At 72.4% G+C, this 15714-nt stretch carries 14 protein-coding genes and 1 pseudogene; 12 read left to right on the forward strand and 3 right to left on the reverse strand.

The features are described 5' to 3' along the window. Positions 1 to 127: 127 nt before the first annotated feature. Positions 128 to 1777, forward strand: coding sequence for a molybdopterin-dependent oxidoreductase (locus ABZ570_RS30855; RefSeq protein ID WP_358071180.1), 1650 nt, complete (start codon positions 128 to 130; stop codon positions 1775 to 1777). Between the two features lie 151 nt (positions 1778 to 1928). Here ABZ570_RS30855 and ABZ570_RS30860 read toward each other — a convergent pair whose 3' ends face one another. Next, positions 1929 to 2312, reverse strand: a complete 384-nt coding sequence (locus tag ABZ570_RS30860; protein WP_358071182.1) for a WhiB family transcriptional regulator — start codon at positions 2310 to 2312, stop codon at positions 1929 to 1931. A gap of 251 nt (positions 2313 to 2563) precedes the next feature. Here ABZ570_RS30860 and ABZ570_RS30865 point away from each other — a divergent pair, with 251 nt between their 5' ends. After that, positions 2564 to 3370, forward strand: a complete 807-nt coding sequence (locus ABZ570_RS30865; protein ID WP_358071184.1) for a helix-turn-helix transcriptional regulator — start codon at positions 2564 to 2566, stop codon at positions 3368 to 3370. Between the two features lie 21 nt (positions 3371 to 3391). Here ABZ570_RS30865 and ABZ570_RS30870 read toward each other — a convergent pair whose 3' ends face one another. Continuing rightward, positions 3392 to 3802 (reverse strand): DUF5319 domain-containing protein, encoded by a 411-nt coding sequence (locus tag ABZ570_RS30870; RefSeq protein ID WP_091124957.1) that lies wholly within the window; start codon positions 3800 to 3802, stop codon positions 3392 to 3394. A gap of 198 nt (positions 3803 to 4000) precedes the next feature. Here ABZ570_RS30870 and guaB point away from each other — a divergent pair, with 198 nt between their 5' ends. Beyond that, complete coding sequence (gene guaB, locus ABZ570_RS30875) at positions 4001 to 5563, forward strand: IMP dehydrogenase (RefSeq protein ID WP_358071186.1); 1563 nt, start codon at positions 4001 to 4003, stop codon at positions 5561 to 5563. Positions 5564 to 5596: 33 nt separating this feature from the next. Further along, a complete protein-coding gene (locus tag ABZ570_RS30880) occupies positions 5597 to 6715 on the forward strand; it encodes a GuaB3 family IMP dehydrogenase-related protein (RefSeq protein ID WP_358071188.1) in 1119 nt (372 codons plus the stop codon). Between the two features lie 82 nt (positions 6716 to 6797). Here ABZ570_RS30880 and ABZ570_RS30885 read toward each other — a convergent pair whose 3' ends face one another. Next, a complete protein-coding gene (locus tag ABZ570_RS30885; RefSeq protein WP_358071190.1) occupies positions 6798 to 8066 on the reverse strand; it encodes an IS110 family transposase in 1269 nt (422 codons plus the stop codon). Positions 8067 to 8431: 365 nt separating this feature from the next. Here ABZ570_RS30885 and ABZ570_RS30890 point away from each other — a divergent pair, with 365 nt between their 5' ends. From ABZ570_RS30890 to ABZ570_RS30925, 8 genes and pseudogenes are all read left to right on the forward strand, one after another. Then, positions 8432 to 9400 carry a LysR substrate-binding domain-containing protein gene (locus tag ABZ570_RS30890; RefSeq protein WP_358071192.1) on the forward strand — a complete coding sequence of 323 codons (969 nt, stop codon included), beginning with the start codon at positions 8432 to 8434 and terminating at the stop codon, positions 9398 to 9400. Positions 9401 to 9542: 142 nt separating this feature from the next. Further along, positions 9543 to 10397, forward strand: a complete 855-nt coding sequence (locus tag ABZ570_RS30895) for an aldo/keto reductase (RefSeq protein ID WP_358071194.1) — start codon at positions 9543 to 9545, stop codon at positions 10395 to 10397. A 351-nt stretch (positions 10398 to 10748) separates the two neighbouring features. Next, positions 10749 to 11777: a hypothetical protein gene (locus ABZ570_RS30900; protein ID WP_358071196.1), complete on the forward strand. Its 1029-nt coding sequence runs from the start codon at positions 10749 to 10751 to the stop codon at positions 11775 to 11777. Between the two features lie 188 nt (positions 11778 to 11965). Then, positions 11966 to 12949: an aldo/keto reductase gene (locus ABZ570_RS30905; RefSeq protein WP_358071198.1), complete on the forward strand. Its 984-nt coding sequence runs from the start codon at positions 11966 to 11968 to the stop codon at positions 12947 to 12949. 323 nt (positions 12950 to 13272) lie between these two features. Next, positions 13273 to 14505, forward strand: coding sequence for a glycosyltransferase family 2 protein (locus ABZ570_RS30910; protein WP_358071200.1), 1233 nt, complete (start codon positions 13273 to 13275; stop codon positions 14503 to 14505). An 18-nt stretch (positions 14506 to 14523) separates the two neighbouring features. Continuing rightward, entirely contained in the window at positions 14524 to 14676 is a 153-nt protein-coding gene (locus tag ABZ570_RS30915) for a hypothetical protein (RefSeq protein WP_358071202.1), read from the forward strand. Between the two features lie 346 nt (positions 14677 to 15022). After that, positions 15023 to 15577, forward strand: a complete 555-nt coding sequence (locus ABZ570_RS30920; protein ID WP_358071204.1) for an NAD(P)H-dependent oxidoreductase — start codon at positions 15023 to 15025, stop codon at positions 15575 to 15577. Positions 15578 to 15599: 22 nt separating this feature from the next. After that, positions 15600 to 15714: pseudogene (locus ABZ570_RS30925) on the forward strand (daunorubicin/doxorubicin resistance ABC transporter ATP-binding protein DrrA); the annotation flags it as partial.

The following is a 15714-nucleotide window of genomic DNA, read 5'->3' on the forward strand; positions in this document are numbered from 1 at the left end:
AAGTGACTACTCGCACGGGGTTACCTCCGGTGAGCGCGATCTCGGTAAGCGCGATCTGACCCGTATCTGCTTACGGAACGGTGACGTGGTTGGCGGCCGGCCCGTCGCACCGACAACACTGATCGGCGTGAGCAGCCCCTCCCGCGGCCACGCCGCCCTCGCCGGGATCACCGCCGCGGCCGTGGCCGTCGGCGCCGCCGAACCGGTGGCGGTCCTCACCGGTCCCCGCTCGGCGCCGCTGATCGCCGTGGGCGGGCTCGTCGTCGACCTGGTGCCCGAGCCGCTCAAGCAGTTCGCCATCGCGCTCTTCGGCACGTACGACAAGGTCGCCCTGCTGGTCGGGACGGCGCTGCTGCTGGCCGCGTGCGCCGCGCTGCTCGGCGTGCTGGCGGCCCGGCGGCCGGCGATCGGCCTGGCCGGCATTGCCGCGTTCGCCGCGCTCGGGGTGGCCGCCGCGCTGACCCGGGCCGGCGCGGACGGTTTCGACGCGCTGCCCTCGCTGATCGGAGCCGGACTGGGCGCGCTGGCGCTCTGGCTGCTGCTGGCCGGGCCGCTGTCCCGCGACCTCTGGGCCTGGTCCCCGCCCGTCCCGGCCGAGCCCGCACAGTCGGCCGTTGCGGCCGGCGGGCCGCAGGCGCGGTCGGTGGAGCCGGCGCTCGTGCCTCCGGCCGACGCCCTGTCGCGTCCCGGTGAGCGCGGGGAGGAGGTCGATCCCGACGGGCGGCGGCGGTTCCTGACCGGGACCGGAGTGCTGCTCGGCGCGGCCGCGGTGGCCGGGCTGGGCGGGCACTGGCTGGGCGGCCGGCGGGACGTGTCGGCGGCCCGCCGGGCGGTCGTGCTCCCCACCCCGTCCGCCGCCCCGGCGCTGCCGGCCGGTGCGGACCTGTCGCTGCCCCAGCTCGCCCCCTACGTCACCCCGACCGGGAGCTTCTACCGGATCGACACCGCCCTGGTGGTGCCGCAGGTGGACCCGGCGGCCTGGCGACTGCGGATCCACGGTCGGGTCCGGAATCCGATCGAGCTCAGCTTCGCCGACCTGCTCGCCCGGCCGATGGTCGAGCGGTACGTGACCCTGGCCTGCGTCTCCAACGAGGTGGGCGGGGACCTGATCGGCAACGCGCGATGGCTGGGCGTACCGATCAAGGAACTGCTGGACGAGGTCGACCCGGAGGAGGGCGCGGACCAGGTGGTCGGGCGCTCGGTCGACGGCTGGACCTGCGGCACCCCGACGGCGGTGTTGCGGGACGGGCGGGACGCCCTGCTCGCGGTCGGGATGAACGGCGAGCCGCTGCCCGTCGAGCACGGCTTCCCGGTACGCATGGTCGTCCCCGGCCTCTACGGGTACGTCTCGGCCTGCAAGTGGGTGACCGAGCTGGAGCTGACCAGCTTCGCCGACTTCGATGCGTACTGGGTGCCGCGCGGCTGGGCGGCGCAGGGGCCGATCAGGACGCAGTCCCGGATCGACACGCCCCGCCCACGCAACCGGCTCACCGCCGGGCCGGTCATGGTCGCCGGCGTGGCCTGGGCGCAGCACCGGGGCATCCGGCGGGTCGAGGTACGCGTCGACGGCGGCCCCTGGCAGGGCGTGACGCTCGCCCCGGCGGTCTCGGTGGACACGTGGGTGCAGTGGTCATGGCGCTTGGACGCCACCCCGGGTGAGCACACCCTCCAGGTGCGGGCCACCGATGCCGACGGCGTGACGCAGCCGCCGGAGCGCCGGCCGGTCGCCCCCGACGGCGCCACCGGCTGGCACACGGTACGGGTGACGGTCAGCTGAGCCGGCCGGCGGACGCCGGGTCGATCTCCACGACGTGCCCGTGCGCGGCGGGAGGGGCCGCCGCGGCGCCGTTTGCGGGTCCAGCCCGACGACACACGACGCCGCGCCCCGGGAGTTCGGGACGCGGCGTCGGAATGTCGGTGTCGGCCGGTCAGGCGATCTTGCGCTGCTCCGGCACGGTGGACTTGTGCGGCCGGCCGAGGCGGGCCTCCAGCCGGGCCACGTCGACCCGGGTCTGCCGGCGGTCGGCCAGGTCCTCCCAACCGAGGGCGAGCAGCCGCAGCCGCTCCGACTCGCTGAACCCGCCCCACACGCCGTACGGCTCCCGGACCGACAGGGCGTGTGCGGCGCACTCGGCCCGCACGGGGCAGGTCCGGCAGACGGCCTTGGCAGCCGACTCGCGGCGCAGGCGCGACGAGCCACGCTCCCCGTCCGGGTGGAAGAACTGCGCGCTGTCGCGCCCCCGGCAGGCACCGAGCCGCTGCCAGTCCCAGAGGTCGACGATGGGTCCAGGCAGCCTGCGTACGTTCGACATCAGCACCCCTCCTCCTGCGCGGCACCGCGGAGAATCCTTGTGGCCAGCTACCGGGCAGCGGTCCGCGCGGGACCTGATTCCGGTCTGGCCCCTCGGTACCCGGACGTCACTCCGCTCACACATCGGTGATCGAAAACCTCGGGCAACTCGCGCCATATGCCCCATGTGCCGGAAAAGTTCGAATGATTGCCCGGAACCTCCTCCTTGGCCGACCCCGTCGTGGTCTGCTCTGAGGCGGAGAGGAGACCACAGTGCGTAGCGTTCTCGTGTGCGTCCGGACACCACTCGCGGCTCAGCACCTGACCTCCGCGGCGGCGCGGCTCGGGCTGGCCGGTGCCGTCCGGACGGCGGTCTCCGATCCCGAGGTGATGCTGCGGCTCGCCGAGCGCCCGGTCGACGTGGTGCTCGCCGACACCGCCCTGACCCGGCCGGACAGCGCGGGCTTCGTCCGCCGGGTGCTCGCCCGCGCGCCCCAGGCCGCGGTGCTGCTGCTCGGCGCCGAGGAGGCGGAGGCGGCGGCGGCCACCATCAGCGCCGGCGCGCGGGGGCTCATCCAGGGTGCCGACCACGATCTGACCAGCGCCGTGGCGAAGGCCCTGCTGCTGCTCGCCGCCCCGGGGCGGCCGGCCCGGCACCGGGTGACCGATCCGGCCCGGGACGCCGCCGCGGTCGGTGGGTCGACCCGTCCCGCCACGTCGGGGCGTACCCAGGGCGGGCCGGCGTCGGCCTGGCCGGCGGGCCCGGCGGAGGGCCCGCCCACGGTGGTCCCGGTGCAGCGCGGCGACGATCCCGCCGAACCGGCCGGCAGCGAGTCGGAGCCGGCCCCGGCGAGCGGCCCGCAGCGGGCGAGTGCCCGCGGTGCGATCGGCCTGACCGAGCGGGAGCTCCAGGTGCTGCTCGGCATGGCCGAGGGCAAGAGCAACGCGGAGATCGGGCGGGAACTGTTCGTCTCCGAGGACACGGTCAAGACGCACGCCCGCCGGCTCTTCCGCAAGCTGGGCGCCCGCGACCGGGCGCACGCCGTGGCGGCGGGCTTTCGCGCCGGCCTGGTGGCCTAGCCGGCCCGGGCTCGGCGGGGGTCAGCCCTCGGCGGGGGCGTCGTCCTCGGTGCCCTCGGTCAGGGTGTCGTGCACGCCGTCGGCGTAGCCCCGGGCGTAGTCCCAGCTGACGTAGTGGTCCGGGTCGGGGTCGTACGCCGGCTCGTGCACCCGGGGTCGGCCGGAGTCGAGCAGGTGGCGCAGGTTGCCCCGGAGCAGGTCCCAGTCGAAGTAGTGCGGCTCGCGGCAGTCCTCGCACTCGATGACCAGGCCGCGTACCCCGATCGGCTGGAGCAGGGCCTGGTAGATCTCCAGGTCGGCGAGGTCCTCCAGGACGTCCTGCCGCTCGACCTCGGTCAGCGGGTCGAGCGGGTCGTCCTCGCGCGGGTCGTGCAGGCCGGCAGCCGGATCGGCCGGGTCGCCGTTGAACGGGTCGATGGGCTCGTCATGCACCCCCTCACCGTAGACCCCGGCCCACCGGAAAGTCCGCCCCTGGGGCACCTGTGGCGGCGCCTACCCCGGGGCCGCCGCTGCCAGGGCCGGCGCAGCGCAGTGGGTACGATGAAGTGATGCGCCGTCACTCCGGCGCCCACCGGTGCCCGCGCGCGCCGTCTCGCTAGAAGCCCGTCCGACCAGCTCAGGGGAGCAACCGTGGAGAATTCGCCCAGCACCGCCCTTCCCGCCGCCGTCGACGGCGGCGAGCTGGCCGGTCACCTGCCCGAGCTGCCGGCCGGTTCGGCGCGGGTGGTGCCGCTCGGGCTGACCTTCGACGACGTGCTGCTCCAGCCCGGTGAGTCGGACGTCGTGCCCAGCCGGGTCAACACCCGCACCAGGCTCACCCGCACCATCGAGCTGAACATCCCGCTGCTCTCCAGCGCGATGGACACCGTCACCGAGGCGCGGATGGCGATCGCCATGGCCCGCCAGGGCGGCATCGGCGTACTGCACCGCAACCTCTCCGTCGAGGACCAGGCGCTCCAGGTCGACCTGGTGAAGCGCTCCGAGTCCGGCATGATCACCAACCCGGTGACCGCCAGCCCGGACGACACCCTCCGCGACGTGGACGCGCTCTGCGGCCGGTACCGGATCTCCGGCGTCCCGCTGGTCGACGGCCAGGGCCAGCTCGTGGGCATCGTCACCAACCGTGACATGCGCTTCGTCTCCGACCCGGCCACCCCGGTCCGTGAGATCATGACCCGGACCCCGCTGGTCACCGCCCCGGTCGGGGTGAGCAAGGACGAGGCGCTCGGCCTGCTGCGCCGGCACAAGGTCGAGAAGCTGCCGATCGTCGACGACTCGGGCAAGCTGCGCGGGCTGATCACCGTCAAGGACTTCACCAAGAGCGAGCAGTACCCGGACGCCACCAAGGACTCGGCCGGCCGGCTCCGGGTCGCCGCCGCGATCGGCGTGGGCGAGGACGCGTACAAGCGGGCCCGCACCCTGGTCGACGCGGGTGTCGACGTGCTGATCGTGGACACCGCCCACGGCCACCAGCGGGCCGTGCTGGAGATGGTCGCCCGGCTCAAGAAGGACGTCGCGATCGACATCGTCGGCGGCAACATCGCCACGTACGCCGGCGCCAAGGCGCTGGTCGACGCGGGCGCGGACGGCGTCAAGGTGGGCGTCGGCCCCGGCGCCATCTGCACCACCCGGATCGTCGCCGGGGTGGGCGTGCCGCAGATCACGGCGATCATGGAGGCCGCGCGGGCGGCCCGGCCGGCCGGCGTGCCGGTGATCGGCGACGGCGGCATCCAGTACTCGGGCGACATCGCCAAGGCCCTGGTGGCCGGCGCCGACACGGTGATGCTCGGCGGCCTGCTGGCCGGCTGCGAGGAGAGCCCGGGTGAGCTGATGTTCATCAACGGCAAGCAGTACAAGGCGTACCGGGGGATGGGCTCGCTCGGCGCGATGCAGTCCCGCGGCCAGGCCAAGTCGTACTCCAAGGACCGCTACTTCCAGCAGGACGTGACCAGCGACGAGAAGCTGGTCCCGGAGGGCGTCGAGGGCCAGGTGCCCTACCGGGGCCCGCTCGCCCAGGTCGCCCACCAGCTCGTCGGTGGGCTGCGGCTGGCGATGGGGTACGCGGGCGCCGAGAGCATCAGGGAGCTGCACGAGCGCGGCCAGCTCATCCGGATCACCGCGGCCGGGCTCAAGGAGAGCCACCCGCACGACATCCAGATGACCGTCGAGGCGCCCAACTACCACACCCGCTGACTCCCCATCACCCCCGAACACCTGGAGTGACCCATGCGTGACGTGGTCGAGATCGGGCTGGGCAAGACCGCGCAGCGCGGCTACCACCTGGACGACATCGCCATCGTGCCGAGCCGCCGCACCCGGGACGTCGACGACGTCTCCACCGCGTGGCAGCTCGACGCGTACCAGTTCGGCATCCCCTGCGTCGGGCACCCGTCCGACGCGACGATGAGTCCCTCCTCGGCGGTGCGGCTCGGCCAGCTCGGCGGCCTCGGCGTGCTCAACGTCGAGGGCCTCTGGACCCGGTACGAGAACCCGGCCAAGGTGCTGGAGGAGCTGGCCGGCCTGGACGAGGAGGCCCGGGCGACCAAGCGCCTCCAGGAGGTGTACGCCGAGCCGATCCGCCCCGACCTGATCGCCGAGCGGGTCCGCGAGCTGCGGGCCGGCGGCGGCACGGTGGCCGTCCGGGTCTCGCCGCAGCACACCCTCGCTCTCGCCCCGGTGATCCTCGACGCGGGCGTGGACATCCTGGTCATCCAGGGCACCATCGTCTCGGCCGAGCACGTCTCCACCACCGAGGAGCCGCTGAACCTCAAGGAGTTCATCGCCGACCTCGACCTGCCCGTCATCGTCGGCGGGTGCACCGACTACAAGACGGCGCTGCACCTGATGCGGACCGGCGCGGCCGGCGTGATCGTCGGCATCGGCGGCGACGACTGGTCGACCACGGACTCCGTGCTCGGCATCCGGGTGCCGATGGCCACCGCCATCGCCGACGCCGCCGCGGCCCGCCGCGACTACCTGGACGAGACCGGCGGCCGGTACGTGCACCTGATCGCCGACGGCGACATCCAGACCTCCGGCGACATCGCCAAGGCGCTCGGCTGCGGCGCGGACGCGGTGATGCTCGGCGAGCCGCTGTCGCTCTGCGAGGAGGCTCCGGCGGGTGGTGCCTGGTGGCACTCGGCCGCCAGCCACCCGTCCCTGCCGCGCGGCGCGTTCGAGGTGGCCGGCGAGCCGCTCGGCGGGATGGAGAAGCTCCTCTTCGGCCCGGCCGACGAGCCGGACGGCCAGCTCAACCTCTTCGGCGGACTGCGCCGCGCAATGGCCAAGTGCGGCTACCGCGACCTCAAGGAATTCCAGAAGGTCGGCCTGGTCCTCGACCACTAACTCGAAAATCGACCGTGACTTGACGTGCGGCAGCATCCCGCGTCGCGAAGCGGCGTGGGATGGGTCGTGGATGTAGCGGTGGTTATGCGGCGAGGTCGAGGGTGACGCGGTAGCCGAGGGCTTCGAGTTGGCGGATGTGGTTGCGTTTGCGGCGTTCGGTGTCGGTGCGGCTGAGGTAGAAGTCGGCGCCGAGGTCGTGGAAGCGGGCTTCGGGGGCGGACAGCAGGTGCCAGATGATCGTCAGGACCGAGCGGCCGACCGCGACGATCGCGCGTTTGGCGCCGCGTCTTCGCGCGATGCGCCGGTAGCGTTCGCCGAGGAACGTGTTGGTGCGGGCGGCGGTGACGGCGATCTGGCCCAGGACGCGGGCGAGGTAGCGGTTGCCGTGCCCGGTCGACCCGCTGCCCTTCTTGCGTCCGGCGGATTCCTTGACGCCGGGGGCGAAGCGGGCCCAGCTGGCCAGGTGCGCCGGGGTCGGGAAGCGGCTCATGTCCACGCCGATCTCGGCGATGATCGCGGCCGCGGCGGCTGGGCCGATTCCGGGGATCTCAATCAGCCGGGCCGCCGCTTCGGCGAAAGGGGCAAGCTGCGCCTCGATCCGGGCGTCGACCTCGGCGATGTCGGCCTCGATCGCCTCCACCCGGGCGATCATTTTGCCCAGCAGGAACGCGTGATGGTCGCTGAAGTGCCCGGTCAGCGCATCCTCCAGGGCGGGGATCTTGCGGCGCAGGCTGGAACGCGCCAACTGGGCCAGCGACTGGGGATCACGCCGCCCGGCGATCAGCGCGGCCATCATCGCCCGCCCGGACACCCCGAACAGGTCACTGACCACGACCGACAGCTTGATCTGGGCGTCTTCCAGCAGTTTCTCGACGCGGTTGCGTTCGGCGCCGGCCTGGGCCACCAGATCGACCCGGTAGCGGGTCAGGTCCCGCAGCATCCGGATCGGCGGCGGCGGAACGAAACTGGGTCGGATCATCTGCCGCTCGGCGACCTTGCACAGCCACACCGCGTCCAGCTTGTCGGTCTTGGGCCGGCCCGGCAGATGCTTGACGTCGCGGGCGTTGACCAGCCACACCTCGAACCCATACGCCTCCAGCAGGTAGAACACCGGTTTCCAGTAGTCACTGGTCGCCTCCATCACCACCCGGGTCACGCCCAGGCCGCGCAGCCGCTCGGCCATCCCGGCCAGCGAACGGGTCATCGTGGAGTACGTCTGCACCTCCTGCAGCCGCCGTCCCGGCCTGACCTCGTCCGGCACCCGCACGCAGCACACCAGCGACGCCTTGCCAATGTCCAGCGCCGCGACCCGCGAAATGATCTCTTCCCGGTCCTGCGTCTGCTCCAGCAACGCACCCTCCCACCAGCACCAACACCACGGTGGTCGCTCGCGGCAGCCACAGAACGGGTGAATCTAACTCGCGTGCTCGAAGCAACAGTGAAGGGCCCATAACGCAGCTACCAGCGTCCGACTAACCCACGACCTCACACGGACCAAGGAGCGACGACGTCAGCGAGCGACCACCGCCGATTTTCAGCCCGGAACGGGCCGCATCGCCAGAGGCGACAAGGACTAACCCCCTCCCTCCCCCACCCCACCCCCGTCGATCTTGCAGTTGCGGTCCGCGTCCGGCGGCTTTCGCCCGTAATGCCGGGGCAGGATGTGCAAGATCGACGAAGGGGGGTGGGGGGAGGGAGGGGGGTAGGGTGCGGGGGGTGGGGTTGCTGCGGCAGTTGCGGCATTTTGTGGTTACGGCTCGGGAACTGCACTTCGGGCGGGCGGCCGAGGTGCTGGGGATGGCGCAGCCGCCGCTGAGCCAGTCGATCCAGCGGCTGGAGCGGGAGCTGGGCGTGGCCCTGTTCGACCGGTCGCAGCGGCAGGTCCGGCTCACCACCGCCGGTCAGCTCCTGCTCGGCGAGGCGGACGAGCTGCTCGCCGGGGAGCAGCGGCTGCGCAACCTGATGGACCAGGTACGCCGGGGCGCGCTGGGCGTACTGCGGGCCGGGGTGCCGCCGGAGACCCCTGCGGTGACCCTGCGCGCGCTGCTCGACGGCCTCGCCGCCCGGGCGCCCGGACTCGACGTCGACCTGCACGAGCTGACCAGCGCCGAGCAGCGGCGGATGCTCGCCGAGGGGCGGCTCGACGTCGGCCTGCTGCACCATCCGGTCGAGGCCGCCGGCCTGCGGACGGGACCGCCGGTGGACGTACCCCTGGGGGTGCTGCTGCCGCGCACGTCGCCGCTGGCGCGGGCCCGCGAGGTCGACCTGGCCGAGCTGGCCGGCCTGGACCTGGTCACCGCTCCTCCGGCCACCGCGCCAGGTTGGCACGAGCACCTGCTGGCGGTCTGCCGGCGGCACGGCTTCTCGCCGGCCCGGGTCCGGCACGCCCGCAACCCCGAGTTCCTCTTCGGTCTGTTGCTCGCCGGCGGGGCGGTGGCCGTCGAGCCGGCGGCCGTGGCCCGCCGGGAGCCCCGGATCGCCTGGCGGCCGGTCGCGGGGACGCCGCTGGTGAAGCGGACGTCGGCGGCCTGGCCGGACCGCTCACCGCATCCGGCCGCGCCGATGTTCGGGCAGGTCGCGGCCGAGGTACTGGCCGTCGCCGAGCCACCGCCCGCCCCCGCGCTCGCGCCGGAGGCCCGGCCGTGGCCGGTGCTGTTCGAGGCCGGCGAGACCTCGGTCGGATGAGCCGGTGGCCCGCCGTCGCCGACGCGCCGACCGGATCACTCGTGAGAAACCAGCCGGATCGGGTACGACGATCCGGTGGCAGCAGGTCCGGGCGGTCGCGCGGAAACGCTCCCCGCACCCTCGACGATGGGAGAACAGCTTGATGGCCGTGACACCCGTTCCCAAGATCGCACTCAACGACGGCAACGTGATCCCGCAGCTCGGCTTCGGGGTGTTCCAGATCGAACCGAAGGACACCGCGCGGGCGGTCGGCACGGCCCTCGAGATCGGTTACCGGCACGTCGACACCGCCGAGATGTACGGCAACGAGGCCGAGGTGGGGCAGGCGATCCGCGCCTCCGGGTTGGACCGCGACGAGGTCTTCGTCACCAGCAAGCTGAACAATGGCTTCCACCGCCCCGATGACGCCCGCAAGGCGTTCGAGTCGACGTTGCAGGAACTGAAGTTCGACTACCTCGACCTGTTCCTCATCCACTGGCCACTGCCGACCCGGTACGACGGCGACTTCGTCTCCACCTGGAAGGTGCTGGAGGAGTTGCAGCGTGACGGCCGGGCGCGGTCGATCGGCGTGTCGAACTTCCAGGTGCCGCACCTGGAGCGGCTGGCCGCCGAGGCGGAGGTGACGCCCGCGGTGAACCAGGTGGAGGTGCACCCGTACTTCGGCAACGAGGAGGTGCGCGCGTACGGCGCGACGCACAACATCCTCACCGAGGCGTGGTCGCCGATCGCGCAGGGCAGGGTGCTCGACGATCCGACCATTGTCGACGTCACCGACGAGATCGGCCGCAGCCCGGCGCAGGTCGTGCTGCGCTGGCACGTGCAGCGCGGCGACATCGTCTTCCCGAAGTCGACCACGCCGAAGCGGATCGAGGAGAACTTCCAGATCTTCGACTTCGAACTGGACGAGGCGACGATGGACCGGATCACCGGCCTGGACCGGGGCGAGGCCGGCCGGCAGGGGCCCGACCCGGACACCTTCGACTACGTGCCGGGCTGACCGGCGCCGGACGCGCGGTGGGGCGGCACGCAGGGTGCCGCCCCACCAGGATTGCGCCGCCGTTACTGCAGCACCACGGACGCCCCGCCGTAGTTGACGGACAGTGCGCCGCCGCTGGACCGCAGCGTGACGTCGGACCAGATGCCGCCGTGTCCGTTCCCCTCCTCGCCGACGCACGGAAACTCACGGATTTCCGGAAAAGGGCAGCCGCTGGTGCGGCAGCCCTCGACGCCTCGCGGGGATCAGGGGCACTTCTTACGAGACCGCTACGGCATCCCCGCCGGGCTGGCCTGCCGCCGGCGCGGCGGGTTGGGTGAAGGGGTCTCTGTCCTCTCCCGAACGGGGCCTCGAATGCGACTGTCCGCTCTGTACCGACCAGTTGGCGCCGCCGCGGTGGCGGTGGCGCTGCTCACCATCACCCCGGTCGCCGCCGGTGCCGCCCCCGGCGGTCGGCCTGGCAAGCCGAGCCCCAGCCCCACCCCGACCAGCACCACCATGCCCCTGGTGTCGCGCGGCACGGTGAGCCCGGCGACGATCAGCGCCGGGCAGCCGGCCACCCAGACCGTCACGCTCTCCGGCCCGGCACCGGCCGACGGCATCTGGGTCTCGCTCTACGCCGACGTGGTCTACACGACGTTCGTCGGCAGCCAGGTGTACGTGCCGGCGGGACGCAGCAGCGTGAGCTTCCCGATCCGGCTCTCCGCCAACGTGGCGCAGACACAGGTCAGAACCCTCTACGCCCAGGCGCCGGGGCAGGGCCTCGTCCCGGCGGGGACGGTCACCGTCGTACCGGCCGATCCGGCGGTGCAGGGGATCAAGGACCTGCGGTTCGACCGGCGGGTCGTGGTCGAGGGGCAGACCGTGACCGGGACGGTGGAGCTGACCGCTCCGGCGACGGCCGGCGGCCTCAACGTCGACCTCTCGCCGAACAGCGCGTACGGCGGCGTGCAGGTGGGGCTGCCGCAGCTGGCCGTGGTGCCTGAGGGAGCGACCACGGTCAGCTTCACCGTGCCGGTCCGCGGCGACGGTGAGCCGGCCGAGGGGAACCCCAGCGCGCACCTGGGCGGCACCTGGGACAGCGCGCCGGTGGCGGCCGTGCCGCCCACCTTCGCCGTCGGGCCGGGGTTCGTCCGGGTCGGCAGCACGGTCACCGGCGTGGTGGGCATCGGCACCGCCTCGAACCCGGACGGCGCGCGGGTCGCACTCTCGGTCGACCTGGCCGGGGTGGGCGTGCCCGCGACCGTCGACATCCCGGCGGGCAGCCCGGGGGCGGTCTTTCCGATCGTCGGAGCGGCCGACCTGCCCCCCGCCAGGATCGGCACCCTCACCGCCACCTGGGGTGGGCAGACCACCACCCGCTCCTTCGTCACCGGCTACTGACCGGCGGAGGTACGCTCGCCGGCCCGGCGGAAGGCCGTCTGGGTCGGCGAGCCCCGCTCGGGGCCGTGGACGATCAGCCGCTGGCGCGACGACGGCTACGGGGAGCCGCCGTGGCTACGGGTTGACTTCGAGCGCGCTCGAGGGTCGAGAGTGGTCGGCGATGTCGCTCATCCCACGGGGAGGGATCCATGAGATACCGCACCATCGGCACCGACCCGGCGACCCGCCGCGAGGTCAGTGTGCTCAGCCTCGGCGCGATGCTCTTCGGCACCGCCACCGACGAGGCCACCTCGTACGCCATCCTCGACCGCTACGTCGAGGCCGGTGGCACCTTCATCGACACCTCGGACAACTACGCGTTCTGGCAGAACGGGGGCCAGGGCGGGGAGAGCGAGGAGCTGCTCGGCCGCTGGCGGCGCAGCCGCGGCGTCGGCGCCGAGGTGGTCATCGCCACCAAGCTCGGCGCGCGGCCCCTCGCCCCAGGGACCAGCTATGTGGACAATCCGGAGGGCCTGTCGGCGAAGGTGATCCGCGAGTCGGCCGAGCGCAGCCGGGAGCGGCTCGGCGTGGAGAAGCTGGACCTGCTCTACGCGCACATCGAGGATCGGAGCGTACCGCTGTGGGAGACCGTGGAGGGGTTCGCGGAGCTGGTCGGCGAGGGCACCGTCGGGCTGCTGGGCGCGAGCAACCACCGCGCCTGGCGGGTGGAGCGGGCCCGGGCCGTCGCCGCCGCGGCCGGCCTGCCCGGGTACGAGGTGCTCCAGTACCACCGCAGCTACCTGCCCCCGCGGCTCGACCTGCCCAGCGACCTGGACCCGGACGGCGACGTCGGCTGGGTCGGCCCGGACCTGGCCAGCTACCTGCGCGCCGAGCCGCAGCTGACCCTGATCGCGTACTCGCCGCTGCTCAAGGGCGCGTACGCCAGGCCGGACCGGCTGGGCGTCGAGTACGACCTGCCGAGCGCCCCGGCCCGGCTGTCCGCGCTACGCGAGGTGGCGGCGGAGACCGGCGCGACGGTCAACCAGGTGGTTCTGGCCTGGCTGATGGGCGGGGACCTCCCGGCGATCCCGCTGGTCGGGGCGTCATCGGTGGCGCAACTCGACGAGAGCCTCGCCGCGGTCGACCTGGAACTCACCCCGGAGCAGCGGGCGCGGCTGGACGCGGCTCGCTGACGGATCCCTGATCGGCGGCCCAGCCACCGGCAGCGATCCGCCATTCGGCCGAGTCGATTCGGCTGTCCGCGCGCTCCGGCCAGCCTCAACCGGCACGCCCGAGCCGGCCATCCGGGTTCGGCCGGTGGCCGTACCGTCGGTGGGACCGCAGATGCGGGTCCGACTGACCGGATGGTCAGCCAGCGAAAGTGGTTCGTACTGCCGTGGCTGGGCCGGCCGGGTCCGCCGAATACTGGGAGACGACCAGAGGACCGACGCCTTGCGGCCGTAGCCGGCGGCGCCGGTGGCGCGGGCGCCGAACAGGAACGGACACCTCGCATCCCATGAGCACCTACCGGCCCACCCGCGGGGACCGCGTGGTGCGACGTGCCCGGCCCGGCCCCGCGCAGGTGGGCCGGCACCGGCGGTACGCCCGGGAGAGCCATCGCGGCGGTGGACGGCGCGACGCGAGGCAGTCGGGGAGAAGACGAGCGGCTGCTGCCCGCGGTAGCGCCAAGGTGCCCGGTCGGCTCATCGTGCTGGTGCCCGCGCACAACGAAGCCCAGGGGATCAGCCAGGCGGTCACCGCCCTGTTGCGGCAGACGTACCGGCCCACCATGGTGGTGGTCATCGCCGACAACTGCCGGGACGAGACTGCCCGGCTGGCCGCGCAAGCCGGCGCACACGTCTTCACGACGTTCCAGAACCGGCACAAGAAGGCGGGTGCGCTGAACCAGGTACTCGCCCAACTGCTGCCGCAACTGGCCAGCGACGACTTCGTGATGGTGGTGGACGCCGATTCGGTCCTGGACCCTCACTTCCTGACTCACGCCGTAGCGAAGCTGAACGCCGACAGACGGCTGGGCGCCGTGGGGGGCGTGTTCCGAGGCAGCAGCGGCAGCGGCTTCGTCGGCCACCTGCAACGCAACGAGTACATGCGGTACGCCCGGGACGTCGCCCGTTTGAACGGGAAGTGCCTGGTGGTCACCGGGACAGCCGCGGTGTTCAGGGCGGGCACGCTGAAGGAGATCTCAGCGGCGCGACTCAGCGGCAGGCTCCCCACGGGCGACCGAGCGGGTGGCGTCTACGACACCACCGTCCTGACTGAGGACAACGAGATGACGTTCGCGCTGCGTCACCTCGGTTACACGGTTCTTTCCCCCAAGGAGTGTTCACTGGTCACCGAGGTGATGGGCACGTGGGGTGACCTCTGGAGACAGCGCCTGCGCTGGAAACGGGGGGCCGTGGAGAACTGTTTCCAGTACGGGCTCACGCGCGTGACGTGGCGGTACTGGGGCAGGCAGCTGCTGACGCTGCTCGGCGTACTCGTCACCTTCGTGTATCTGGGATCCCTCATGTACGGCGTGGTCGCACACCGGGGAATCCATGTTCAGCCGTTCTGGCTGGCAATTTCCAGCATTTTCGTCGTCGAGCGGGTGGTGACCATCCGCCATCGCGGCTGGAAGTACATGATCGCTTCGGCGACGATGTACGAGTTGGTCCTTGACCTGTTTCTGCAATTCGTCCACGCGAAAGCATACGCAGATGCCGTTCTGCGCCGAGAAAGGAACTGGTAACCAGAGATGTACAACAACGTGACTGCCCCCGCGGCCGCCGGTGCGGCTACCTCCGGTGGACTCGCCCTGACCGGAGCCAGCACCGTCTGGATCGTGCTGGCGGGGTTCGCCATGCTGGCTGCCGGATCCGCTCTGATGCGGATCGCTCCGCGGCTGCGCCGGTCGCGGTGAAACTACCGCAACACTGACTCGACCGGTCTGACGCCGGCGGCGCGACGACGCGCCGCCGGCGTCGGCCGTCTCTCGGCCATCGGCGCTGTCACTTCTCGGTCTCGCCGGTCAGGTCGATCCGCCAGTCGTTGGACCGCATCAGGTGCCCCGGCGGGGTCGCGACCACCGCCCACGGCTGGAGACGCACGTCGGTCATGGACTCCCCTTCCTCTCCGGGGCGCTCACTGAAACAGCCGCCGCTGGCAGTTCGGGCCGCGCTCGCCGGTCCCGCCAGATTCGATCTGGCAGCTGCCGGCCGGCGTCTGGCGCCTGACGGGTGAGGAGCGACGCAGGCGGGGAGGAGCGCATGGCACCGCTACGGCTCGCCGTGATCATCGGCAGCACCCGCGAGGGGCGGACGGGCGACCGGATCGGCGGCTGGTTCGTCGAGCAGGCGCGGCAGCGCAGCGAGCTGGCGGTCACGGTCGTCGACCTGGCCGCCTACGACTTTCCCGCCAGCTATCCCGCCGAGCCGACCGCGGCCATGCGGTCGTTCGTGCGTCAGGTGGGCCGGGCGGAGGCCTTCGTCGTGGTCACCCCCGAGTACAACCACAGCTTTCCGGCCTCGTTGAAACAGGCGATCGACTACGCGTACGACGAGTGGCAGGCCAAGCCGGTCGGCTTCGTGTCGTACGGCTGCCGTTCGGTCGGCCTGCACGCGGTCGACCAGCTCCGGACGGTCTTCACCGCCCTGCACGCCGTGACAGTGCGTGACTTCGTCGGCGTGGACCTGCTGGGCGGCGAGCCGACGCCGCAGGTCGAGGACCAACTGCGCCAGGACGTTCGGGTGCTGCTCGACCAGCTCCGGTGGTGGGGGCTGGCGCTGCGCGAGGGCCGGGCGGCGCGCCCGTACGTCTCCTGAATGTCGAAGAAAGGTAGTGATCATGAGTAACCGGAACACCGGCCTGGCCGTCGAGGCCGACGGCCTGGCCCGGTCGTTCGGCGCGACCCGCGCCCTGGACGGCCTGGACCTGCAGGTGCCCGCCGGCACCGTCTACG

The organism is Micromonospora sp. NPDC007271, from assembly GCF_040634005.1.
GTDB lineage: Bacteria > Actinomycetota > Actinomycetes > Mycobacteriales > Micromonosporaceae > Micromonospora.